Genomic DNA, 17,803 nt, shown 5'->3' on the forward strand with positions numbered 1-17,803 from the left:
CAGCATTAATTTTTAATAATAAAGACTTACTTTTGCCGTGCCCAAAACTATAAGCCATGAAAAAATTATTGTTCCTACTTACAATTGTTCTTCTTATATCTAGTTCTCTTTCTGCACAGACAAAACCAGAAACAAAAACTATTTTTGCCCCATCCTACGATTATGTAAATGATTTTGAAAAAATTATGACTCCTAGTCAGGTGAAAACTTTAAGCGAATTTTTAAAAACTAGTGAAGCTAAAACAAAAAGTAAAATTCTTATTGTAACTACTTCTTCAATAAGTCCGCATACAGATCTAACCGATTACTCTTTAGAACTGGACAAATACTTACTGACTCAGTTAAAAATCGACACTTCAATTCTTATTGTAATAAGCAAGCAATTAAGACAAATTCAAGTGCAAGGCGTTGATAAAATACGTGTCAAAATGAGCGATCAGGAAATGAAAGACATCATTTCAACTTATGTAGTTCCAGAACTTAAAAAAGGTGATTATTACAAAGGTCTACTTGTAGGCTCACAGCAATTAGTTAAAAAAATAGAATAAAACGACAACATCCGATTTGTATAAACAGATCGGATGTTTTTGTATTCAAAATACATTCTCTACAATAAAATTAATAACTTGACTTTTTAACCAGTACTAAAATGATCAATTATAACAACAAAATTTTCAAACCTGTAAGCAACAGCGAAAACGGAGAAACTTCTAATGAAACCGCTTTTCTTTATAAACAAGAAGGAAATATTTTAAGTGCAGAATATTCAGGCGGAAAAATCATAAAAGGTCATTTAATTGGATTGGTAGATAATGAAGGTAATATCGACATGAGATACCATCAAGTAAATGAAAAAGGCGAATTAATGACTGGGATTTGCCATTCTAAACCTGAAATTTTAGAAAATGGAAAAATCAGACTTCATGAAACCTGGCAATGGACATCTGGCGACCAATCAAAAGGAAATTCTGTAATTGAAGAACAATAAAAATAATCCTGAGATCTTTTATAACTTTATCAAAAATCAGTAACTCACTAAAAATCAATTATTATGAAATCAGAAATTCAGACTTATAATAATTCTCAGACAGCTGAAGATAAAGAAATTTGCGATCTTCTTTATAACATAATAGACAAGAACTTAACTGAAGCCGAAAACAAAATCTGGCATGCACATCCGGTTTGGTTTCTAGACGAAAATCCGATTGTAGGATATAGTAAATTAAAAGGTTCTGTCAGATTGCTTTTCTGGAGCGGACAATCTTTTGAAGAAGAAAAACTACAAAACGAAGGTTCGTTTAAAGCAGCCGAAATGCGTTATACAAACGTTGATCAAATTAACGAAGAAGACTTAAAACGCTGGCTCGGAAAAAGCATAAAAATTCAATGGGATTATAAAAATATTGTCAAACGAAAAGGAGTTCTGCTTCGACTAAAATAACCTATTAACCAAAAACAAATACAACCCAAAAATGAAATTTTTTCCCCTAATCGCCTTTATTTTTTTAACCTCTACAACCTTTTCACAAACAAAAATGCGACCAGTAAACGAACTCATTGATCAGACAGATTCTGGATGGAAATTAGTAAAAGAATGGACAAATACTGCTAAAAACAAAGTAGAAATTCTTCCTGCAGATCCTCAAAAAGCCAAAGACGCTTTGTATCACACCCAAGTTACAACCAGCTCGCCAATGGGCGCTATTGTATATAAAACTGGCGGCATTTTAATCGACAATGGATGGATCAGAATCCTAGGTTCTGGAAGCGCCAAACTTAACCGAAGTCTTCCAGATTGGAACAAAGGAAAATCTTTTAAAGAATTTGGAGAAGCCCCTTCGTTTCTTTTAATAGCAGACGATGCCTGGGGTGGATTTTATATATTAAATGGCGGCGCGCTCGGCACAGATTTAGGCAACGTTTATTATTTTGCACCAGATAGTTTAGAATACGAACCGCTGGATATTACTTATTCTCAGTTTTTAGAATTCTGTTTTAACAATGATCTAGACAAATATTATGCGGGAAGCCGTTGGGAAAACTGGAAAAAAGAAGTTTCGGAGCTAAAAGGTGATGAAGTTTTTAATTTTTATCCTTTTTTATGGAGTGAACAAGGAAACGATATTAACAAAATTTATAGAAAACCCATTCCTATTGAAGAACAATACAGCCTTAATTTAGATTTAAGAAAACAGCTTGGGCATTAATCCAAATACATAATAGTTTAATTTATATGGCGTGTCCCTCCAGGTCAGGCTGTCGCTAAATTCCCGATTAACAAAAACTACGGCTAAAAAACCTTGTTTTTCTAAATCGGGAGATGCCGCTCCCATCCTCACCCATCTGTTTTCATAAGAACATTTTTGTTCTAATATAATTTGTATTTTAGTAAGATCATAACTACAACCAAAAACACTCTAAATCATGCTAAAACAAATTTTTATCCTTCTCCTTTTTTGTCTCGGAATTCAATTGCATTCACAAGAAATTGGTTTTACAACTCCAGATTATAAAGCCATCGAAAAAGAAATTAACGACAAAAATTCAAAGTTTTTCTATCCAAAATTAATGGAAAGGCTCATGAAAAATGATACCCTTTTATCACATGATGAATATCGTCATTTGTATTTAGGCTATGTTTTTCAACCCAAATACAATGCATTTTGGACATCTCCTGATGAAGAAAAACTTCGCACATATTACGATAAAGAGAAACTCGAAACTTCAGATTATGATGAAATTATTAAATTATCTAATCATTCCTTATACGATTTTCCGTTTGATTTAAAACACCTTAATTTCCTTGCTTACATTTATCATTTAAAAGGCGACGAGACAGCAGCAAAAATTACCTCTTTTAGATTTCATAGTATTATGAATGTCATTCTTTCATCTGGCGACGGAAAAAAATGTGAAACTGGTTTTCATGTCTTAATGGTCGATCATGAATATGTTTTGCTTAGTCTTTTCGAAATCGATTCTAAAGAACAATCTCTCGTAGGAAACTGCGATTATCTAAGTTTTGAAAAAGGAGTTTACAATGTAGATGGCATTTATTTTAATATTGAAAAAATGCTAGAAAACGAAAGGAAAGCACTCAAATAATCTAATTTTCAAATATAAAACAGCAACTCCAACAAATTTAATGTTGGAGTTTTTTTTGATAAAAACTATTTATTTATTGTTTATCAATAAATTTTTATTATTTTAGCAGCATAACTTTTAATCTTGATCACAATGGAAATTAAAATTGGAACACCCCAGATCCTAAAAATTTTGAATATTTTATCATGGATTATTTTTATTGGCTTATGCGTAGAAGCTGGTATGTATCTTTTTAACGGAATTTATACAATGACTATAAATTCATACAATGCACGTTTTCTTGATTTACTTGATTTGTACAATTATAGTCCAAGTTATTACATTCAAGAAATTTGTTTTATCAGTATTGTAGCCATACTAAAAGCAATTATGTTTTATTTGATTGTAAAAATGCTGCATTATAAAAAATTAGACATTGCACAGCCTTTCACTGCCGAAATGGGACGTTTTATTTCTAATCTTTCTTACTTGGCTTTCGGAATTGGGTTATTTTCTTTTTGGGCTTTCAAATTCAATAATTGGCTGGCTTCAAATGGCGTAAAACTCCCAACTTTAGAATCTCTGAATCTTGAAGGTCACAGCATCTGGATTTTTATGGCAATTGTCATGTTTGTAATAGGACAGATTTTTAAAAGAGGAATCGAAATTCAATCTGAAATTGACTTAACCATTTAAACGAAACATTATGCCTATTATAGTAAACTTAGACGTCATGATGGCAAAAAGAAAAATGTCATTAAATGAACTTTCAGAAAAAGTAGATTTAACTTTATCAAATCTTTCCATTCTAAAAACAGGAAAAGCAAAAGCCATTCGTTTTAGTACGCTCGAAGCAATCTGCAAAGTTTTGGATTGCCAGCCTGGTGATATTTTAGAATTTTCAGAAGAATAATTTCATTTCGATTTAATTTGTATTTTCGTACAGAACTGATTTAAACTTTGAAACGATTACAAATCTAAAAAGTCTAAAAATGAATATTTTAATTGTTTACTCGCATCCCAGTAAAAAGTCATACACTTTTCAGGTTTTGGAAAGATTAAAATCTGTTTTGGCTAATGAAAATTGGAATATTGAAATCTCAGATTTGTATGCTTCCAATTTCGAAAGCGATATGTCTGAAGAAGAATATGAACGTGAAGGTTTTGCAAAAACACAACTTCCGATTCCGCAAGATGTTTTGAGCGAACAAGAAAAAATAGAAAAAGCAGACTGCATTATTTTCCTTTATCCAGTTTGGTGGAGCGATTGTCCTGCAAAATTAAAAGGCTGGTTTGATCGTGTTTATTCGGTTGGATATGCTTACGGACAAAATGAAACTTCGAGAAAAATGAAAACCATTCCACTAGGACTTGTAATTTGTACAGCGGGCCATCCGAATGATTTTCTTAACGAAATTGAAATTGCCCAAAGCATGGAAAAAATAATGCTCGAAGATCGACTTGGAAAACGTTTCATCCAAAAGGAAATGATTATTCTAGGTGGAACTTTAGAACTCGAAAATGTCATGGCAAAACATTTTGAACTGATTAATCAAATTCCCGAAAAAATTAAAGCAATAAAATAATCCCTAAAAATAAACTAACCTCAAATGATACAAGATGATACAACAGAAAAATCTGTTTTTGAAGAAATTCCAACCGAGAAAATTTATTCTAAAAAAGCAATAAGCACCGCAACTTTTTTTGGAGGTCCGTTGGTCGCTGGCTATTGCATTGCAGAAAATTTCAAAGCTTTTAACGAATCTGAAAAAGCTAGAAATACTTGGCTTATTACCGGAGCTTTTACAATCGTTATTATTGCTATTGCATTCAGTCTTCCTGAAAACTTTCCAACAATTATTTTTCCTGTAATTTATTCAGCGGTAGCTTCTTATTTAATTCATACCTACCAAGAAAAAAATATTCAAAAACACATGGATAATGGCGGAAGCATTTTTGGAGGATGGAGACTGTTTTTGATTTCTATATTAAGTCTTATAATCTTAGTTGGCATAATTTTGAGTTCAGCTTATCTATTTTTAGGAGAATAACTAGCACATTTAATTCTGTCCGAAAAGCACCTTAAAATTGTCTTTAAAATACCTTAACTAATTGATTTTTAGATTGTAAATTTACTTTACTAATTTAAAAATCAATTAATTATGGAAACTCACGATTTTACCACAACAATAATTGTCAATCAATCGCCAGAAGAAGTTTTTAAAGCTATACAAAATGTTCGAGGCTGGTGGTCTGAAGAAATTGAAGGAAACACAGCAAACGAGGGAGACGAATTTAAATACCATTATGAAGACGTTCACCGCTGCAAAATAAAATTGATTGAAGTCATTCCGAATCAGAAAATCGTGTGGCTGATTGAAGAAAATTATTTCAGTTTTACCAAAGACGATACGGAATGGACTAATACGACAGCGATTTTTGATATTTCGAAAGAAGATAATAAAACCAAACTCATTTTTACACACGTTGGTTTAGTGCCAGAATATGAATGTTTTGACGTTTGCAAAGCTGGATGGACCAATTATATCGAGAACAGTTTGAAAAAACTAATTGAAACTGGAAAAGGACAGCCTAATGCAACTGGAAAACCTCAAATAGAAACAGAAAGAGCATTATCATCAAAAGAATAATTTTCTTACTTTCGTTATAGTAATTAAAACGAAAGCTATGAATCCATTTTTAAGAAATACTTTGGCCGTAATTGCAGGTCTTGTTATCGGAAGCGTTGTCAATATGAGCATCATTTTAATTAGTGGCTCTATAATTCCAGCGCCAAATGGTGCAGACGTTACTACTGCTGAAGGTTTAAAAGCATCAATGCATTTATTTGAGCCAAAGCATTTTCTTTTTCCATTTTTAGCCCACGCGTTAGGAACTTTTGCTGGCGCATTAACGACAGCTTTAACCGCAATTCATCATAAAACAAAATTAGCTTTTGGAATTGGAGCTTTCTTTTTATTTGGCGGTATTGTAACCATGTTTACCCTGCCATCACCAATTTGGTTTGGTTTTGTCGATTTAATTTTCGCTTACATTCCAATGGCTTATTTAGCTTCTAAAATTGCTGTAAAAAAGAAATAGAAGAATCAATTTAACATCGATAATTTAATTTAAGTTACATGTCATACTTTGGAGGACTTGGTGCAGGAAAAGGCTGGAATACATTTAAGTTCATAATTACACCACAAGAATTTGAATCTCTTTTTCAAGATTTAAACTATTACTTTGTTATTACAGGCTCGCGAGTTGAAATAAACTATAAAAACACAGATGAGCAATATATTTTTGACAGCTATAAATCTTATTATAACGAAGTCTTAACTGGAGAAAACAAGTTTGATAAAAAAGAACAATGGTCTTTTGAAAGGGATATTAGAATATCTATAACCGACGACCTCTGTAAAATAAATTTTCAGGATATTATTGATAAAAAAGGAATCGTTTCAAATGATTTTAAATTAGTTAGACCAACTGAACCTGTAATAAACATCAGTCCATTTTATTTGACTTATTCAAAAACTTTTGAAAGCTTAAGCATTTCTTACATGAATAACGAAGGATCAATTGGTTTAGAATTAACCTATCCAAAAATTGTAAGTTTTGAAAGTGATAATTTCAAATCTTTGGTAGACACACATAGCTTTACTACTAATACTTTATTCAATAATTTAATCGAAAATATAAAAGCTATTTCAAATAAAGCAAAACTCCAAAGTACTGCAAAACTATTTAGACCTAATTTCTGGATTAGTCCAGACGCAAAAAAAGTCATCAATCAAAATCATTATTTAAAATCTAACGATTTAAATATTATTTAATTTCTACTACTTATTTCATAACTTAGTTTGTTTTTAAATCTGGAATTATGACTAAGAAAGAAATCGCTAAAAACTTCTTGAAATTGGCAGCAAAAGGACATTCTCACGAAGGTTTTCGATTATATGTGGGAAAGAACTTCAAACATCACAATTCGCACTTCAAAGGCGATGCCGAAACGCTTATGCTTGCCATGGAAGAATCTGCCAGAACAAATCCCAATAAGATTTTTAAAATTCATCATATTTTAGAAGACGGAAATTTAGTTGCGGTACATTCGCATCTCAAACAAACTCCTTCAGATATTGGTTTTGCAGTAGTGCATATTCTCAAATTCAAAGACGACAAAATTATAGAACTTTGGGATTTAGGCCAGCCAGTTCCTAAAGATTCTATCAACGAAAACGGAATGTTTTAATTTAATTGTGAATTGTTAATGGTAAATTATTAATTATAGAATACTATAAAAAATATCAACCATAATCAATCGAGCAAGCATCAAACATTAACAATTTACAATTCACCATTAACAATTATAAATGAACTTCATCGCCAAAATCTCTTTATTAGTTCTAATCTTAGCTTCCTGCAATTCATCAGCTCAGAAAAAAGAGGATTACAAAAAAAGTATTGATAGTATAATTCAAAACTCAAACCCTAAATTTACTGGTATAGTTTTAATTTCTAAAAATGGGAAAACGCTGTATTCAAAAGTTGAAGGTCTTTCGAATTTCGAAACCAAAAAACCTTTAAAAATGGATACCCAATTTGAAATCATGTCCAACAGTAAATTAATTGCTGCCGTTTTACTTTTATTGGAAGTAGAAAAAGGAAAAGTAGATTTGAATGCTCCAATCAAAAAATATTTGCCAGAACTAAATCAAACTTGGGCAGATTCAGTAACGGTTCATCAGCTTTTAAATCACTCGCACGGAATTATCGATTTACAAAAACAGTTGGCTTTTAAACCTGGAACTGATTTTAAATATGGAAATCTAAGTTTTAATCTGGTTGCAAAAATTGTCGAATTCAGTTCTAAAAAAAGCTATAGAGAGGTTGCTGAATCGCTTTTTAAGAAATTAAAAATGAATCATACTTTTTGTTATTCAAAAGATAAAGAACAAAATCTGGCAAAAGGTTATTATAATGTGAAAAATCAGTTGGAACCTGATACCTCAAGACAAATCACAGATGAAAGTTTAGGTGCAGACGGCATTATTTCAACCGTTTCTGATCTTGCCATTTGGAATAATAATCTGCACAAAGGAAAAATATTGAAACCCGAATCGTATCAATTATTAACTAAAAACACCATTTTATCTCAGCATAATTTCTTCGGAAAAGAAAAACAACCTTATGGATACGGAATTCGAATTGTAGAAGAAGAATCTGTTAAATATCTTGGACATACAGGCTTAGGAGACGGATTTTCTGGTGTAAATTTGTATTTCCCAGAAAGTGATGTGAGTCTGATTGTTTTAGAAAATCAAATGCCAGAAGATTCTAATTTGTTTTATGCTTCTGAATTCAAAATCAAAAACATCCTTTTAAAAAGTGATTTATTAAGTAAAAAGTAAATAAAATGGCAAAAAATAAAACTACAGAAACTCAAAACAGTGTTACTGATTTTATTAACGCTGTCGAAAATGAAGTTAAAAGAAATGATGCTTTTGAACTTCTAAAAATAATACAGGAAACATCTGGTTTTGAACCCAAAATGTGGGGACCAAGCATTATTGGTTTTGGAAGTTATCATTATAAATATGACAGCGGACATGAAGGCGATGCTCCATTAGCTGGATTTTCGCCAAGAAAAACAGCATTGACCGTTTATTTCTATTTGCCAGAAGAAAAAAGAGAAGAACTTTTATCGAAATTAGGAAAACATACATCTTCAAAAGCTTGCATTTACATCAAAAAATTAGCTGATGTTGATATCGAAATCTTAAAAAAGATAATTTTGCTTTCTATCCAATACACTCAAAATTTATATCCCTCAAAATAAAATGATTACATTCTTAATTCTTGCATTTTTACTATTATTTGCCATTTACAGATTTCTTCAGCATCCAAAATTCGGAAAAGCTCCTTCTGGCGAAAGATTAACTTTAATTCAAAATTCGCCTCAATATAAAAACGGAAAATTTGAAAATCAATCTTTTACACCAGACCTTGCAGAAGGAGAAAGTATGGCGGGGGTTTTGTTTGAATTCTTTTTCAAAAAAGTAGAAAGAAAAACGCCAACCGATTTGATTCCGTCCGTAAAAACCAATTTACACGAACTTACTCTCGATCAAGATATTTTAGTTTGGTTTGGACATTCGTCATATTTTATTCAGTTGGAAGGAAAACGATTTTTAATTGATCCCGTTTTCAGCGGAAACGCCTCTCCAATTCCTGGCACAACAAAATCGTTTAAAGGTTCTGATATTTATTCGGTCGACGATCTTCCAGAAATTGATTATTTATTGATTACACACGATCATTACGATCATTTGGATTACGATACGATTTTAAAATTAAAACCTAAAACAAAAAAAATCATCACGGCTCTTGGAGTTGGTTCTCATTTTGAGTTTTGGGGATTTCCATCAGAAAACATTATCGAAAAAGATTGGTACAGCACGATCCAATTAGATGAAAATCTAACGATTCACACTACGCCTTCAAGACATTTTTCTGGCAGAAGTTTCAAAAGATGCAATACACTATGGACTTCTTTTGTTTTGGAAACTAAAGATTTTAAAATGTATTTGGGTGGCGACAGCGGTTACGATTCTCATTTTGCTGAAATTGGTGAAAAATATGGCCCATTTGACATCGCTTTACTTGATAACGGCCAATACAATGAGAAATGGAAATACATTCATAATATGCCCGAAGATGTGATAAAAGCAATGAAAGATTTGAAAGCAAAAAGAGTATTTCCAGTGCATTCTTCTAAGTTTTCATTGTCTCTTCATGCTTGGGACGAACCTTTGAAAAAAGTTACAGAATTGAATAGTTTGTCTGAAAATCCTATTCCTTTAATTACGCCAATGATTGGTGAAGCTGTTGAATTGAAAAATGAAAAACAAGAATTTAAACAGTGGTGGCGTAATGTTCGTTAATTCTTAATTCTTAATTCTTAATTGTAATGTCACCCTGAGCGAAGTCGAAGGGCGTTCCAATTGGCACTTGGGCTTCTCCCGAAGCCTTGGGATCGCTCAGCCTGACAACGAACACAGCACTTAAAACGTGAAACCTGAAACCTGAAACTTCAAACTTGAAACCTGAAACCAAAAAATGAAACAAAAAATATACTATTTCGCAATTGTATTTTTACTAGCAATAAACTTGTTTTCTCAAAATACCTATGTCTTTTTAGGATCTTACAATCGAGATAAAACGGCAGAAGCTATTCAAGTTTATCAATTGGATACTTTGAGTGGAAAATTGACCAAATTTACTTCGGTTAAAAATGTTGTCAATCCCTCCTATTTAACGGTTTCGCCAAACGGAAAATACATTTATGCTTGCACCGATACCAAAACACCCAATGCGGGAAGCGTGAGCAGTTTTGAATTTAATACGTCGGCAAAAACATTGACTTTTTTGAACAGTCAGCGAAGTGATGGTGAAAATCCAGTTTATGTTTCTGTTCATAAAAACGGAAAATGGCTTGCAAATGCCAATTATACAGAAGGAAGTGTTTCGGTTTATCCAATTTTAGAAAATGGAAAAATCGATTCGATTGCCCAAAATTTCCAATACATGGACGGAAGTACGCATAAAGAACGACAAACCAGATCCCACGTACATTCTGCTATATTTTCTCCTCAATGCGATTATTTGTTTTTACCCGATTTAGGCGCCGATAAAATTCGCTGTTATGCATTTGATGAAAATCTGAAAAAGCCTTTAGTAGAAACTAAAAATCCATTTACAAAAACTGATTTAGAAGCTGGACCTAGACATTTTACTTTTCATCCAAATCAAAAATGGGGATATTGTATTGAAGAAATGGCAGGGCAAATCAGCCTTTACAATTTTGAAAATGGAGTTTTGAATAAAATTCAGCGCGTTGCAACGCATCCAGATAAAATAAAAGAAGGTTTTGAAAGTTCGGATATTCATATTTCTCCTGACGGAAAATTTCTTTACGCTACCAATCGCGGAAAAGAAAATAATATCGCTATTTTCTCTATTGCTGAAAATGGATTTCTGAAAAACATTGGCTATCAATCTACTTTAGGAAAACATCCGCGAATTTTTGCCATTGATGAAAGCGGAAAATTTTTAATTGCATCAAATGTGCAAACTGGAAATGTTGTGGTTTTTAAAAGAGATTTTAAAACTGGATTACTTAAAAAAGTAGGAAAACAGATTAAAATGGAAAATGTTTCCTGCGTGCAGATTAGAAAAATTTAGTCTTTAACTAAAAATCATAAAAATGCAAATATCAAACTTCAATTTACAGCCTGATTTCTTAGAAAATGAAATCACGAAACTAATTCCGTTAGAAGAAAAACATTTTGAAAGATTATTTGAAGCCGCTTCCGATCCTTTGATTTGGGAACAGAATCCTGCAAAAGACCGATACACAAAAGAAGGTTTTAAAACTTTTTTTGATATTATAATTACAAAAGGTTCGTTTCTAATTCTCGATAAACAGACCAATGAAATAATGGGAACAACGAGTTTCTATGATTACAATCCCGAAAAATCGAATGTTGGAATTGGCTACACTTTTATTACAAGAAAATATTGGGGCGGCCCGTACAATAAATCAAACAAAAAATTAATGATTGATTATGCATTTCAATATGTTGATTCTGTACTTTTTCACATCGGAGCAGAAAATTTCCGTTCGCAAAAAGCCGTTTTAAAACTTGGAGCAGAAAAAATCAATGAGCTTACATTTACTATTAATGGTGTTGATGTGCCATACTTTGAATATGAACTAAAAAAATGATGAGTTATGAGTTATGAATTATAAGTTGCTCTCTAACTCATAACTCATAACTCATAACTTATAATTTATAACTTATAATTAAAAACAATGAAAAGAATAACAGTATTCTGTGCTTCAAGTTTTGGTACAGAAAAAATTTACGAAGAACAAGCGATTTTAGTTGGAAAAACTTTAGCTGAGCAAAATATAGAATTAGTTTACGGCGGTGCAAATGTAGGTTTAATGGGCGCTGTTGCAGATGGAGCTTTAAATGCTGGAGGAAAAGTAATTGGCGTTCTTCCAAACTTTCTGAGATCGAAAGAAATTGCACATTTAGGTTTAACCGAATTAATTTTGGTTGAAAGTATGCACGAAAGAAAAACCAAAATGAATGAATTATGTGATGGTGTAATCGCGTTACCAGGGAGTTTTGGAACTTTAGAAGAACTTTTTGAAATGCTGACATGGGAACAATTGGGTCTACATAAAAAACCTATTGCAATTCTTAACATAAACGGCTTTTATGATTCTTTAATTCAACTAACAAAAATTATGGTTGAAAAAGGTTTCTTAAAAAGTGAATACCAACAAATGTTAATCGTTAGCGAAACTATTGACGATCTTTTACATAAAATGAAAAACTATGTTGCGCCAACTGTTGTAAAATGGATTAATAAAGAGCAATCTTAGACTTTAGATTAAACTCTGTCCACATTTTTAAACTGTTTTTTATAGTCACTTGGATTCACCCCATTATGTTTTTTAAACAACCGATTCAAGTGGCTTGCATCGCTAAAACCAAATTCATACACAATCTCATTGATTTGCATATTGGTATATTTCAGTCGGGTTTCAATTAATTTTATTTTGTACGCGATTGTATATTCCTGTATACTTTGCCCTGTTTTAGTTTTAAAATACTCACTTATGTATTTTGGCGAAATATTAAATGCTGATGCCATATTTGATGCTTTTAATTGATCTGGCTGATAAATATTCTCATGAACATAATTTAGTAAATCCAGACTTGGCACTGCATTAATCTCATTTACACTAAGAGGAGCCATAAGCGAAATATTTCTAGCTGCTATTGTTATAATCGTATTTATAATTTGCTTTATAACTTCTTGCTGCTGCGGAAATTGACTTTTCTCTTCTCTAATAAGTGCTTCTACCATTGCTCTTACTAAAGGTTTGTCGATTATCGTTTTTAGAATACAGCCCGGCATATGATTGTGGTTATGAAAAATAAACTCCAATTTCTGAATCCAGTCGCTGTTTTGCGTTTTAAGATAACTGTCATTAAAGCGCAAAAAGAAAAACTTTGTTTTCTCAATGACTTCAAAACTATGTGTATCCTGAGGAAAAATGACAAAAAACTTATCATTGCTATACGGTAATCGGTGATCATTGATAATTTGAGTTCCTTTTCCTTCAAGAACAAATACCATTTCAAAGAAAGTATTTTTACGTTCTTTTGGTTCGTATTCCAAAACTTCTAAAAACTGAAGTTCAAAAGGACGGTGTAAATTTCTAATTTCCATCTTCCAAAAATACAAATTATTCCAATGATTGTACAAATTTTAAAAAACCGTTATCTGCAACTTTGTACTATAAAATCACATCAATATGGAAACAACCTCATTTTTATTATTACGTCTTGCAATCGCCATCAGTATGTTTGGCCACGGATTAGTCCGTCTGCCAAAACTAGCAACTTTCAGCAATTGGATGGTTGGCAGTTTTGAAAATTCAATGCTACCTAAAATCATCGTAACACCATTTAGTTACATTCTTCCTATAGCCGAATTTGCAATTGGTATTTTCTTATTATTAGGTATCTTTACTAAACCATCTTTAGTTGCAGGAGCAATCGTTATGCTCATCTTGTTGTTTGGCACTTCGATGATTGAGAATTGGGAAGCTATTCCATCGCAATTAATTCACATCGCTTTTTTTGCTTTGCTTTTGCATTATGCAGATTATAACAGTTGGGCAATTGATGCTTTAATTAAAAAATAAACATCATGAGTTCAAGAAGAAATTTTATTAAGCAAACTGGAATCATTGGTATGGTTGGTATGATGAATCCTATTGAAGCTTTTTCCGAAGTTTCAAAAAATGCACCTCTTTTCGCTCCGCAAAAAACAAAATGGGCAGATGGGTCTAGATTAGTTGTGTCTATTTCGATGCAGTTTGAAGCTGGCGGACAGCCTCAAAATGCCGAAAGTCCTTTTCCTCAAAATATACAAAAAGGCTTTATAGACCTTCCTTCTGCAACTTGGTACGAATATGGATATAAAGAAGGCATACCGCGCATGCTGGATAATTGGGACAAATTGGGCGTAAAAGTCACTTCGCACATGGTTGGAACTGCAGTTTTAAAAAATCCAGAACTGGCAAAAGAAATTGTACAAAGAGGCCACGAAGCTGCGGCACATGGTATGAGCTGGAGCACACAATACACCATGCCGTATGACGAAGAAAAAAAGTTTATAAAAGACGGTGTTGAAGCTATAAAAAAAGTTACTGGTTTTACTCCTGTTGGCTACAATGCAAACTGGCTGCGCCGAGGACAAAATACACTCGATATTTTACAGGAACTTGGTTTTAAATATCATATCGACGATCTTAGTCGGGATGAGCCATTTATTATTCAGGTAAAAAATAAAGATTTTGCAGTCGTCCCCTATACGCTTAGATGCAATGATATTGTTCTGATTGAAGGTAAAAACTTTTCGGCAGATCAATTCTTTCAACAAGTTAAAATGGAATTTGACCAATTATACATCGAAAGTGAGACACAACGCCGACAAATGTCAATTAGTTTTCATGACCGTATTGGAGGAACTCCGCAAATGGTAAAAGCAACAAATGATCTCATCAAATACATGCAGCAACATAAAGGCGTAAGCTTTAAACGAAAAGACGAAATTGCAGAAATGGCATTAAACGATAAAACTACAATTAGAGAATAGATTTTATGTTTTCTAAAAAATCGCTTTGCTCTTTTTTGAAAGTTGAGATTTTATATATTGGAATTTAACTTTTAACATAACATCCATACAGGTCAAAAATACTTGTGTGGATTTTTTTATTCTCTTTATTCGAAATTTCTTTCTTAAATTAGAAGTCACAAAAAACAGCTCATATTTTACACACTAAACAATGAAAACAGAAAATAACAAATTTGCAAAAGCCGAAATGTTAATTCGGAAACCTGTTTCAGAAGTTTTTCAGGCTTTTATTGATCCGCAGATAACTAGTAATTTCTGGTTTACAAAAGGATCAGGAAAATTAGAAGAAAATCAGAAAACGGAATGGACTTGGGAAATGTATGGTTTTTCACTTTCGGTTAAAACGGTTGTTTTGCAGGAAAATAAAAAGATTGTGATCGAATGGGGAAATCCAGACGAAATTACTTTAGTAGAATGGGTTTTTAGTCCATTAAATGAAAATGAAACTTTTGTGAGTATTACCAATTCTGGTTTTCATGGTGATACAGATAAAATAATCGATCAGGTTAGAAATTCAACTGAAGGTTTTACTTTGGTTCTGGCTGGAGCAAAAGCTTATTTAGAGCATAATTTACATTTAAATTTAGTTTTAGATCGCTTCCCTAAAGGATTAGCGTAATCTTTATTTTAACCGCAAAGAACGCAAAGATTTACGCAAAGTACTCGAAGTTTTTTTGAGAATCATTAAAATGAAAAGTTCACAAAGCATATTTAGATAAAACTTATATGACAAAGCTTTGCGAACTTAATATATAGATTTTCCTTAGTCTCGTAATTAAAATGCCTTAGCGCACTTTGCGTTAAAAATTAAAGACACGTATTAAAAATCATGGAAGTAAAAAAACCTGAAAATATCGACCAATACATTGGCGGATTTCCAAATGATGTTCAGGAAATTTTAGAGAAAGTTCGAATGACAATTCAGAAAGCTGCACCAGATGCTAAAGAAAAAATTAGTTATTCGATGCCGGCTTTTGAACAAAATGGAATTGTAGTTTATTTTGCTGCTTTTAAAAACCATATCGGGCTTTATGCTCTGCCTTCTGGACATGAAGCTTTTGCTGAAAAACTATCAAAATACAAATCAGGAAAAGGTTCAGTGCAATTTCCTTTAAAAGATCCAATGCCTTACGATTTGATTACTGAAATTGTCAAATTTAGAGTCAAAGAAAATCTTGAAAAAGTAAAAAAGAAATAACTTTAGATTTACATTATTCTTGCCGCTAACAAAACCTTATTCAATGAAAAAAATAAACCTTCTTTTTTTAGTCTTTATCTTTTTTGCAAGTCATATGTGTTTTGCTCAAGATGAAGCTGCAATCGAAAAAGAAATTCTAGAATTACACAAACCAACCAAAAAAATTCGTGATTCGATTTTTGGTTTGCAAAAAGCAATTGTTTCAAAAATTGAAATTGAAAAGGATTCTATCATCAAAAATCAATTAATTCTTCAATTAGATGATCTAGAAAATGTAAAAGATCAAAATGATATCAACGAATTAAAACTTGATTTTGTCTTTGCTAAAAATCACCCAAATTCGCCTCGTGCATTGAAATTAATCCGAATTCATGTTGGTCGATTTATTGGAATGAATTTTTATGACACTTTCGTGGAAGTTTTCGAAAATTTCACTCCCGAAATAAAGAATTCTGAGAAAGGACTTGAAATGGCAGAAAAACTGAAATATTTTAAACAAAGCAAAGTTGGAAGTCCTGCACCAGATTTTGAAGCTAAAGATATAAACAGCAAAAATATTTCATTAGCCAATTTTAAAGGTAAAAAATATATTCTAATTGATTTTTGGGCAAGTTGGTGCGGCCCTTGCAGAGAAGAATTGCCATATATAAAAGAGCTATATAAAAAATATCAGGCGCAAGGATTTGAAATCATTAGCGTTACAAAAGATGAAAACTCCGATTTATGGAAAAAGGCTATTGCAAAAGAACAAATTGAAGCTTGGAAACATATTTCTATTTTAGAAAATAATAGTTCGATCGATAAAGATTATTTTGTGAATGGTGTTCCACACAAAGTTCTAATCGACAAAAACGGCATTATTATTGGGAAATGGAAAGGTAGTGGAGAAATCAATAAACACGATCTACAAAAGCAATTAAAAACTATTTTTGAAGCCGAATAATATATTCTAATGAGCAATTTAACCGAACATTACAACCAACTTTACAAAACTTCTTCTGAAGCAATTTTGACAGGAAAATATGCTATAGATGCTGAACTTAAAAACGAATCAGATTCTCGTTTTGGAATTACGCTTCTTATTCGTCCAAATGAGGAAATTAAAGCTAATATTCAAACTTTAATTAACGAATTAAAAAAAGCAGAACCAGAACAATATTTTTATCCAGATTCAGATATTCACATTACGGTAATGTCGATTATTTCTTGTTCGGAAAATTTTACATTAAATCAAATTTCGCCAAACGAATATATCGAAGTAATCTGCAGAAGTTTGGTGGATGTCGATAAAATAAAAATTCATTTTAAAGGAATAACTGCTTCTCCTTCAGCTTTAATGATTCAAGGATTTCCGAGTGATGAAACTTTAAATAATTTACGAAACAGACTTCGTGAGAATTTCAAAAATTCAGGATTACAGCAAAGTATAGACAGCCGATATACAATTTCTGCTGCTCATTCTACTATTATGCGCTTTCAGGAAAAACTTCAAAATCCGAAGAAATTAATTGAAATTGCAGAAAAATTCCGTGATTATGATTTCGGTGAATTCGACGTCAAAAATTTAGAATTGGTTTACAATGATTGGTATCAGCGTAAAAGCACAACCAAAGTCTTGGGAGATTTTGGTTTGAGATGATTTTTTTGCTTGCCACTAATTTCACAAATCTCGACTAATTTTATTGAAGTGAATAAAAAAATAATTCGTGAAAATTCGTGAAATTCGCGGCAAAA

At 32.0% G+C, this 17,803-nt stretch carries 26 protein-coding genes; 25 read left to right on the plus strand and 1 reads right to left on the minus strand.

All coding sequences use genetic code 11. The features are described 5' to 3' along the window. Positions 1-56 precede the first annotated feature (56 nt). The 19 genes from V6624_RS21585 to V6624_RS21675 all read left to right on the plus strand — a co-directional run bounded on the left by V6624_RS21585 (position 57) and on the right by V6624_RS21675 (position 12,544). The gene (locus tag V6624_RS21585) at positions 57-548 is read left to right on the plus strand and encodes a TPM domain-containing protein (protein WP_338840125.1); all 492 of its coding nucleotides are present in this window, start codon (positions 57-59) and stop codon (positions 546-548) included. Positions 549-649: 101 nt separating this feature from the next. Then, entirely contained in the window at positions 650-988 is a 339-nt protein-coding gene (locus V6624_RS21590) for a n-acetylglutamate synthase (protein WP_338840126.1), read from the plus strand. A gap of 63 nt (positions 989-1,051) precedes the next feature. After that, the gene (locus V6624_RS21595; protein WP_338840127.1) at positions 1,052-1,441 is read left to right on the plus strand and encodes a DUF1801 domain-containing protein; all 390 of its coding nucleotides are present in this window, start codon (positions 1,052-1,054) and stop codon (positions 1,439-1,441) included. 31 nt (positions 1,442-1,472) lie between these two features. Then, positions 1,473-2,207 carry a DUF2625 domain-containing protein gene (locus V6624_RS21600; RefSeq protein WP_338840128.1) on the plus strand — a complete coding sequence of 245 codons (735 nt, stop codon included), beginning with the start codon at positions 1,473-1,475 and terminating at the stop codon, positions 2,205-2,207. Between the two features lie 217 nt (positions 2,208-2,424). Then, on the plus strand, positions 2,425-3,105 hold the full coding sequence (locus tag V6624_RS21605; protein ID WP_338840129.1) for a DUF4919 domain-containing protein: 681 nt from the start codon (positions 2,425-2,427) through the stop codon (positions 3,103-3,105). Positions 3,106-3,237: 132 nt separating this feature from the next. Next, a complete protein-coding gene (locus tag V6624_RS21610) occupies positions 3,238-3,780 on the plus strand; it encodes a DUF2975 domain-containing protein (RefSeq protein ID WP_338840130.1) in 543 nt (180 codons plus the stop codon). A gap of 10 nt (positions 3,781-3,790) precedes the next feature. Next, complete coding sequence (locus V6624_RS21615) at positions 3,791-3,997, plus strand: helix-turn-helix domain-containing protein (protein ID WP_057116634.1); 207 nt, start codon at positions 3,791-3,793, stop codon at positions 3,995-3,997. Positions 3,998-4,076: 79 nt separating this feature from the next. Beyond that, positions 4,077-4,670, plus strand: a complete 594-nt coding sequence (locus V6624_RS21620) for an NAD(P)H-dependent oxidoreductase (protein ID WP_338840131.1) — start codon at positions 4,077-4,079, stop codon at positions 4,668-4,670. A 24-nt stretch (positions 4,671-4,694) separates the two neighbouring features. Further along, positions 4,695-5,135 (plus strand): hypothetical protein, encoded by a 441-nt coding sequence (locus V6624_RS21625; protein ID WP_111285516.1) that lies wholly within the window; start codon positions 4,695-4,697, stop codon positions 5,133-5,135. Positions 5,136-5,246: 111 nt separating this feature from the next. Then, positions 5,247-5,735, plus strand: a complete 489-nt coding sequence (locus V6624_RS21630; RefSeq protein WP_111285518.1) for an SRPBCC family protein — start codon at positions 5,247-5,249, stop codon at positions 5,733-5,735. Positions 5,736-5,772: 37 nt separating this feature from the next. Then, positions 5,773-6,186, plus strand: coding sequence for a hypothetical protein (locus tag V6624_RS21635; RefSeq protein ID WP_111285520.1), 414 nt, complete (start codon positions 5,773-5,775; stop codon positions 6,184-6,186). A gap of 38 nt (positions 6,187-6,224) precedes the next feature. Continuing rightward, the gene (locus V6624_RS21640; protein ID WP_111285522.1) at positions 6,225-6,923 is read left to right on the plus strand and encodes a hypothetical protein; all 699 of its coding nucleotides are present in this window, start codon (positions 6,225-6,227) and stop codon (positions 6,921-6,923) included. 47 nt (positions 6,924-6,970) lie between these two features. After that, complete coding sequence (locus V6624_RS21645; RefSeq protein WP_111285524.1) at positions 6,971-7,339, plus strand: nuclear transport factor 2 family protein; 369 nt, start codon at positions 6,971-6,973, stop codon at positions 7,337-7,339. 121 nt (positions 7,340-7,460) lie between these two features. Further along, positions 7,461-8,498, plus strand: coding sequence for a serine hydrolase domain-containing protein (locus V6624_RS21650; RefSeq protein ID WP_111285526.1), 1,038 nt, complete (start codon positions 7,461-7,463; stop codon positions 8,496-8,498). Between the two features lie 5 nt (positions 8,499-8,503). After that, a complete protein-coding gene (locus V6624_RS21655; RefSeq protein ID WP_338840132.1) occupies positions 8,504-8,926 on the plus strand; it encodes a DUF1801 domain-containing protein in 423 nt (140 codons plus the stop codon). 1 nt (position 8,927) lies between these two features. Next, on the plus strand, positions 8,928-10,031 hold the full coding sequence (locus V6624_RS21660) for an MBL fold metallo-hydrolase (RefSeq protein WP_338840133.1): 1,104 nt from the start codon (positions 8,928-8,930) through the stop codon (positions 10,029-10,031). Between the two features lie 175 nt (positions 10,032-10,206). Further along, positions 10,207-11,331 carry a lactonase family protein gene (locus V6624_RS21665; RefSeq protein WP_338840134.1) on the plus strand — a complete coding sequence of 375 codons (1,125 nt, stop codon included), beginning with the start codon at positions 10,207-10,209 and terminating at the stop codon, positions 11,329-11,331. Between the two features lie 22 nt (positions 11,332-11,353). Then, positions 11,354-11,875 carry a GNAT family N-acetyltransferase gene (locus V6624_RS21670; protein WP_338840136.1) on the plus strand — a complete coding sequence of 174 codons (522 nt, stop codon included), beginning with the start codon at positions 11,354-11,356 and terminating at the stop codon, positions 11,873-11,875. An 87-nt stretch (positions 11,876-11,962) separates the two neighbouring features. Beyond that, a complete protein-coding gene (locus V6624_RS21675) occupies positions 11,963-12,544 on the plus strand; it encodes a TIGR00730 family Rossman fold protein (protein ID WP_111285536.1) in 582 nt (193 codons plus the stop codon). Between the two features lie 8 nt (positions 12,545-12,552). Here the strand turns inward: V6624_RS21675 and V6624_RS21680 are convergent, their stop codons facing one another. Then, positions 12,553-13,398, minus strand: coding sequence for a helix-turn-helix domain-containing protein (locus V6624_RS21680; protein WP_111285538.1), 846 nt, complete (start codon positions 13,396-13,398; stop codon positions 12,553-12,555). Positions 13,399-13,483: 85 nt separating this feature from the next. Between V6624_RS21680 and V6624_RS21685 the strand changes: the two genes are divergently transcribed. The 6 genes from V6624_RS21685 (at position 13,484) to V6624_RS21710 (ending at position 17,708) form a co-directional block, all read left to right on the plus strand. Next, complete coding sequence (locus V6624_RS21685; protein WP_111285540.1) at positions 13,484-13,876, plus strand: DoxX family protein; 393 nt, start codon at positions 13,484-13,486, stop codon at positions 13,874-13,876. Positions 13,877-13,881: 5 nt separating this feature from the next. Next, positions 13,882-14,832: a polysaccharide deacetylase family protein gene (locus V6624_RS21690; RefSeq protein ID WP_338840139.1), complete on the plus strand. Its 951-nt coding sequence runs from the start codon at positions 13,882-13,884 to the stop codon at positions 14,830-14,832. A 190-nt stretch (positions 14,833-15,022) separates the two neighbouring features. Next, complete coding sequence (locus V6624_RS21695; protein ID WP_338840141.1) at positions 15,023-15,490, plus strand: SRPBCC family protein; 468 nt, start codon at positions 15,023-15,025, stop codon at positions 15,488-15,490. 210 nt (positions 15,491-15,700) lie between these two features. Then, complete coding sequence (locus V6624_RS21700; RefSeq protein WP_338840142.1) at positions 15,701-16,069, plus strand: iron chaperone; 369 nt, start codon at positions 15,701-15,703, stop codon at positions 16,067-16,069. 43 nt (positions 16,070-16,112) lie between these two features. Beyond that, on the plus strand, positions 16,113-17,012 hold the full coding sequence (locus tag V6624_RS21705; RefSeq protein ID WP_338840143.1) for a TlpA disulfide reductase family protein: 900 nt from the start codon (positions 16,113-16,115) through the stop codon (positions 17,010-17,012). A 9-nt stretch (positions 17,013-17,021) separates the two neighbouring features. After that, positions 17,022-17,708 (plus strand): 2'-5' RNA ligase family protein, encoded by a 687-nt coding sequence (locus V6624_RS21710; RefSeq protein ID WP_338840144.1) that lies wholly within the window; start codon positions 17,022-17,024, stop codon positions 17,706-17,708. Positions 17,709-17,803: the final 95 nt, after the last annotated feature.

The sequence above is a fragment of the Flavobacterium ginsenosidimutans genome (assembly GCF_037478105.1).
Lineage (GTDB): Bacteria > Bacteroidota > Bacteroidia > Flavobacteriales > Flavobacteriaceae > Flavobacterium > Flavobacterium ginsenosidimutans.

Coding starts and splice junctions, on each gene's coding strand:
- V6624_RS21585 (WP_338840125.1), top strand. CDS start 57: ATGAAAAAATTATTGTTCCTACTTACAATTGTTCTTCTTATATCTAGT.
- V6624_RS21590 (WP_338840126.1), top strand. CDS start 650: ATGATCAATTATAACAACAAAATTTTCAAACCTGTAAGCAACAGCGAA.
- V6624_RS21595 (WP_338840127.1), top strand. CDS start 1,052: ATGAAATCAGAAATTCAGACTTATAATAATTCTCAGACAGCTGAAGAT.
- V6624_RS21600 (WP_338840128.1), top strand. CDS start 1,473: ATGAAATTTTTTCCCCTAATCGCCTTTATTTTTTTAACCTCTACAACC.
- V6624_RS21605 (WP_338840129.1), top strand. CDS start 2,425: ATGCTAAAACAAATTTTTATCCTTCTCCTTTTTTGTCTCGGAATTCAA.
- V6624_RS21610 (WP_338840130.1), top strand. CDS start 3,238: ATGGAAATTAAAATTGGAACACCCCAGATCCTAAAAATTTTGAATATT.
- V6624_RS21615 (WP_057116634.1), top strand. CDS start 3,791: ATGCCTATTATAGTAAACTTAGACGTCATGATGGCAAAAAGAAAAATG.
- V6624_RS21620 (WP_338840131.1), top strand. CDS start 4,077: ATGAATATTTTAATTGTTTACTCGCATCCCAGTAAAAAGTCATACACT.
- V6624_RS21625 (WP_111285516.1), top strand. CDS start 4,695: ATGATACAAGATGATACAACAGAAAAATCTGTTTTTGAAGAAATTCCA.
- V6624_RS21630 (WP_111285518.1), top strand. CDS start 5,247: ATGGAAACTCACGATTTTACCACAACAATAATTGTCAATCAATCGCCA.
- V6624_RS21635 (WP_111285520.1), top strand. CDS start 5,773: ATGAATCCATTTTTAAGAAATACTTTGGCCGTAATTGCAGGTCTTGTT.
- V6624_RS21640 (WP_111285522.1), top strand. CDS start 6,225: ATGTCATACTTTGGAGGACTTGGTGCAGGAAAAGGCTGGAATACATTT.
- V6624_RS21645 (WP_111285524.1), top strand. CDS start 6,971: ATGACTAAGAAAGAAATCGCTAAAAACTTCTTGAAATTGGCAGCAAAA.
- V6624_RS21650 (WP_111285526.1), top strand. CDS start 7,461: ATGAACTTCATCGCCAAAATCTCTTTATTAGTTCTAATCTTAGCTTCC.
- V6624_RS21655 (WP_338840132.1), top strand. CDS start 8,504: ATGGCAAAAAATAAAACTACAGAAACTCAAAACAGTGTTACTGATTTT.
- V6624_RS21660 (WP_338840133.1), top strand. CDS start 8,928: ATGATTACATTCTTAATTCTTGCATTTTTACTATTATTTGCCATTTAC.
- V6624_RS21665 (WP_338840134.1), top strand. CDS start 10,207: ATGAAACAAAAAATATACTATTTCGCAATTGTATTTTTACTAGCAATA.
- V6624_RS21670 (WP_338840136.1), top strand. CDS start 11,354: ATGCAAATATCAAACTTCAATTTACAGCCTGATTTCTTAGAAAATGAA.
- V6624_RS21675 (WP_111285536.1), top strand. CDS start 11,963: ATGAAAAGAATAACAGTATTCTGTGCTTCAAGTTTTGGTACAGAAAAA.
- V6624_RS21680 (WP_111285538.1), bottom strand. CDS start 13,398: ATGGAAATTAGAAATTTACACCGTCCTTTTGAACTTCAGTTTTTAGAA.
- V6624_RS21685 (WP_111285540.1), top strand. CDS start 13,484: ATGGAAACAACCTCATTTTTATTATTACGTCTTGCAATCGCCATCAGT.
- V6624_RS21690 (WP_338840139.1), top strand. CDS start 13,882: ATGAGTTCAAGAAGAAATTTTATTAAGCAAACTGGAATCATTGGTATG.
- V6624_RS21695 (WP_338840141.1), top strand. CDS start 15,023: ATGAAAACAGAAAATAACAAATTTGCAAAAGCCGAAATGTTAATTCGG.
- V6624_RS21700 (WP_338840142.1), top strand. CDS start 15,701: ATGGAAGTAAAAAAACCTGAAAATATCGACCAATACATTGGCGGATTT.
- V6624_RS21705 (WP_338840143.1), top strand. CDS start 16,113: ATGAAAAAAATAAACCTTCTTTTTTTAGTCTTTATCTTTTTTGCAAGT.
- V6624_RS21710 (WP_338840144.1), top strand. CDS start 17,022: ATGAGCAATTTAACCGAACATTACAACCAACTTTACAAAACTTCTTCT.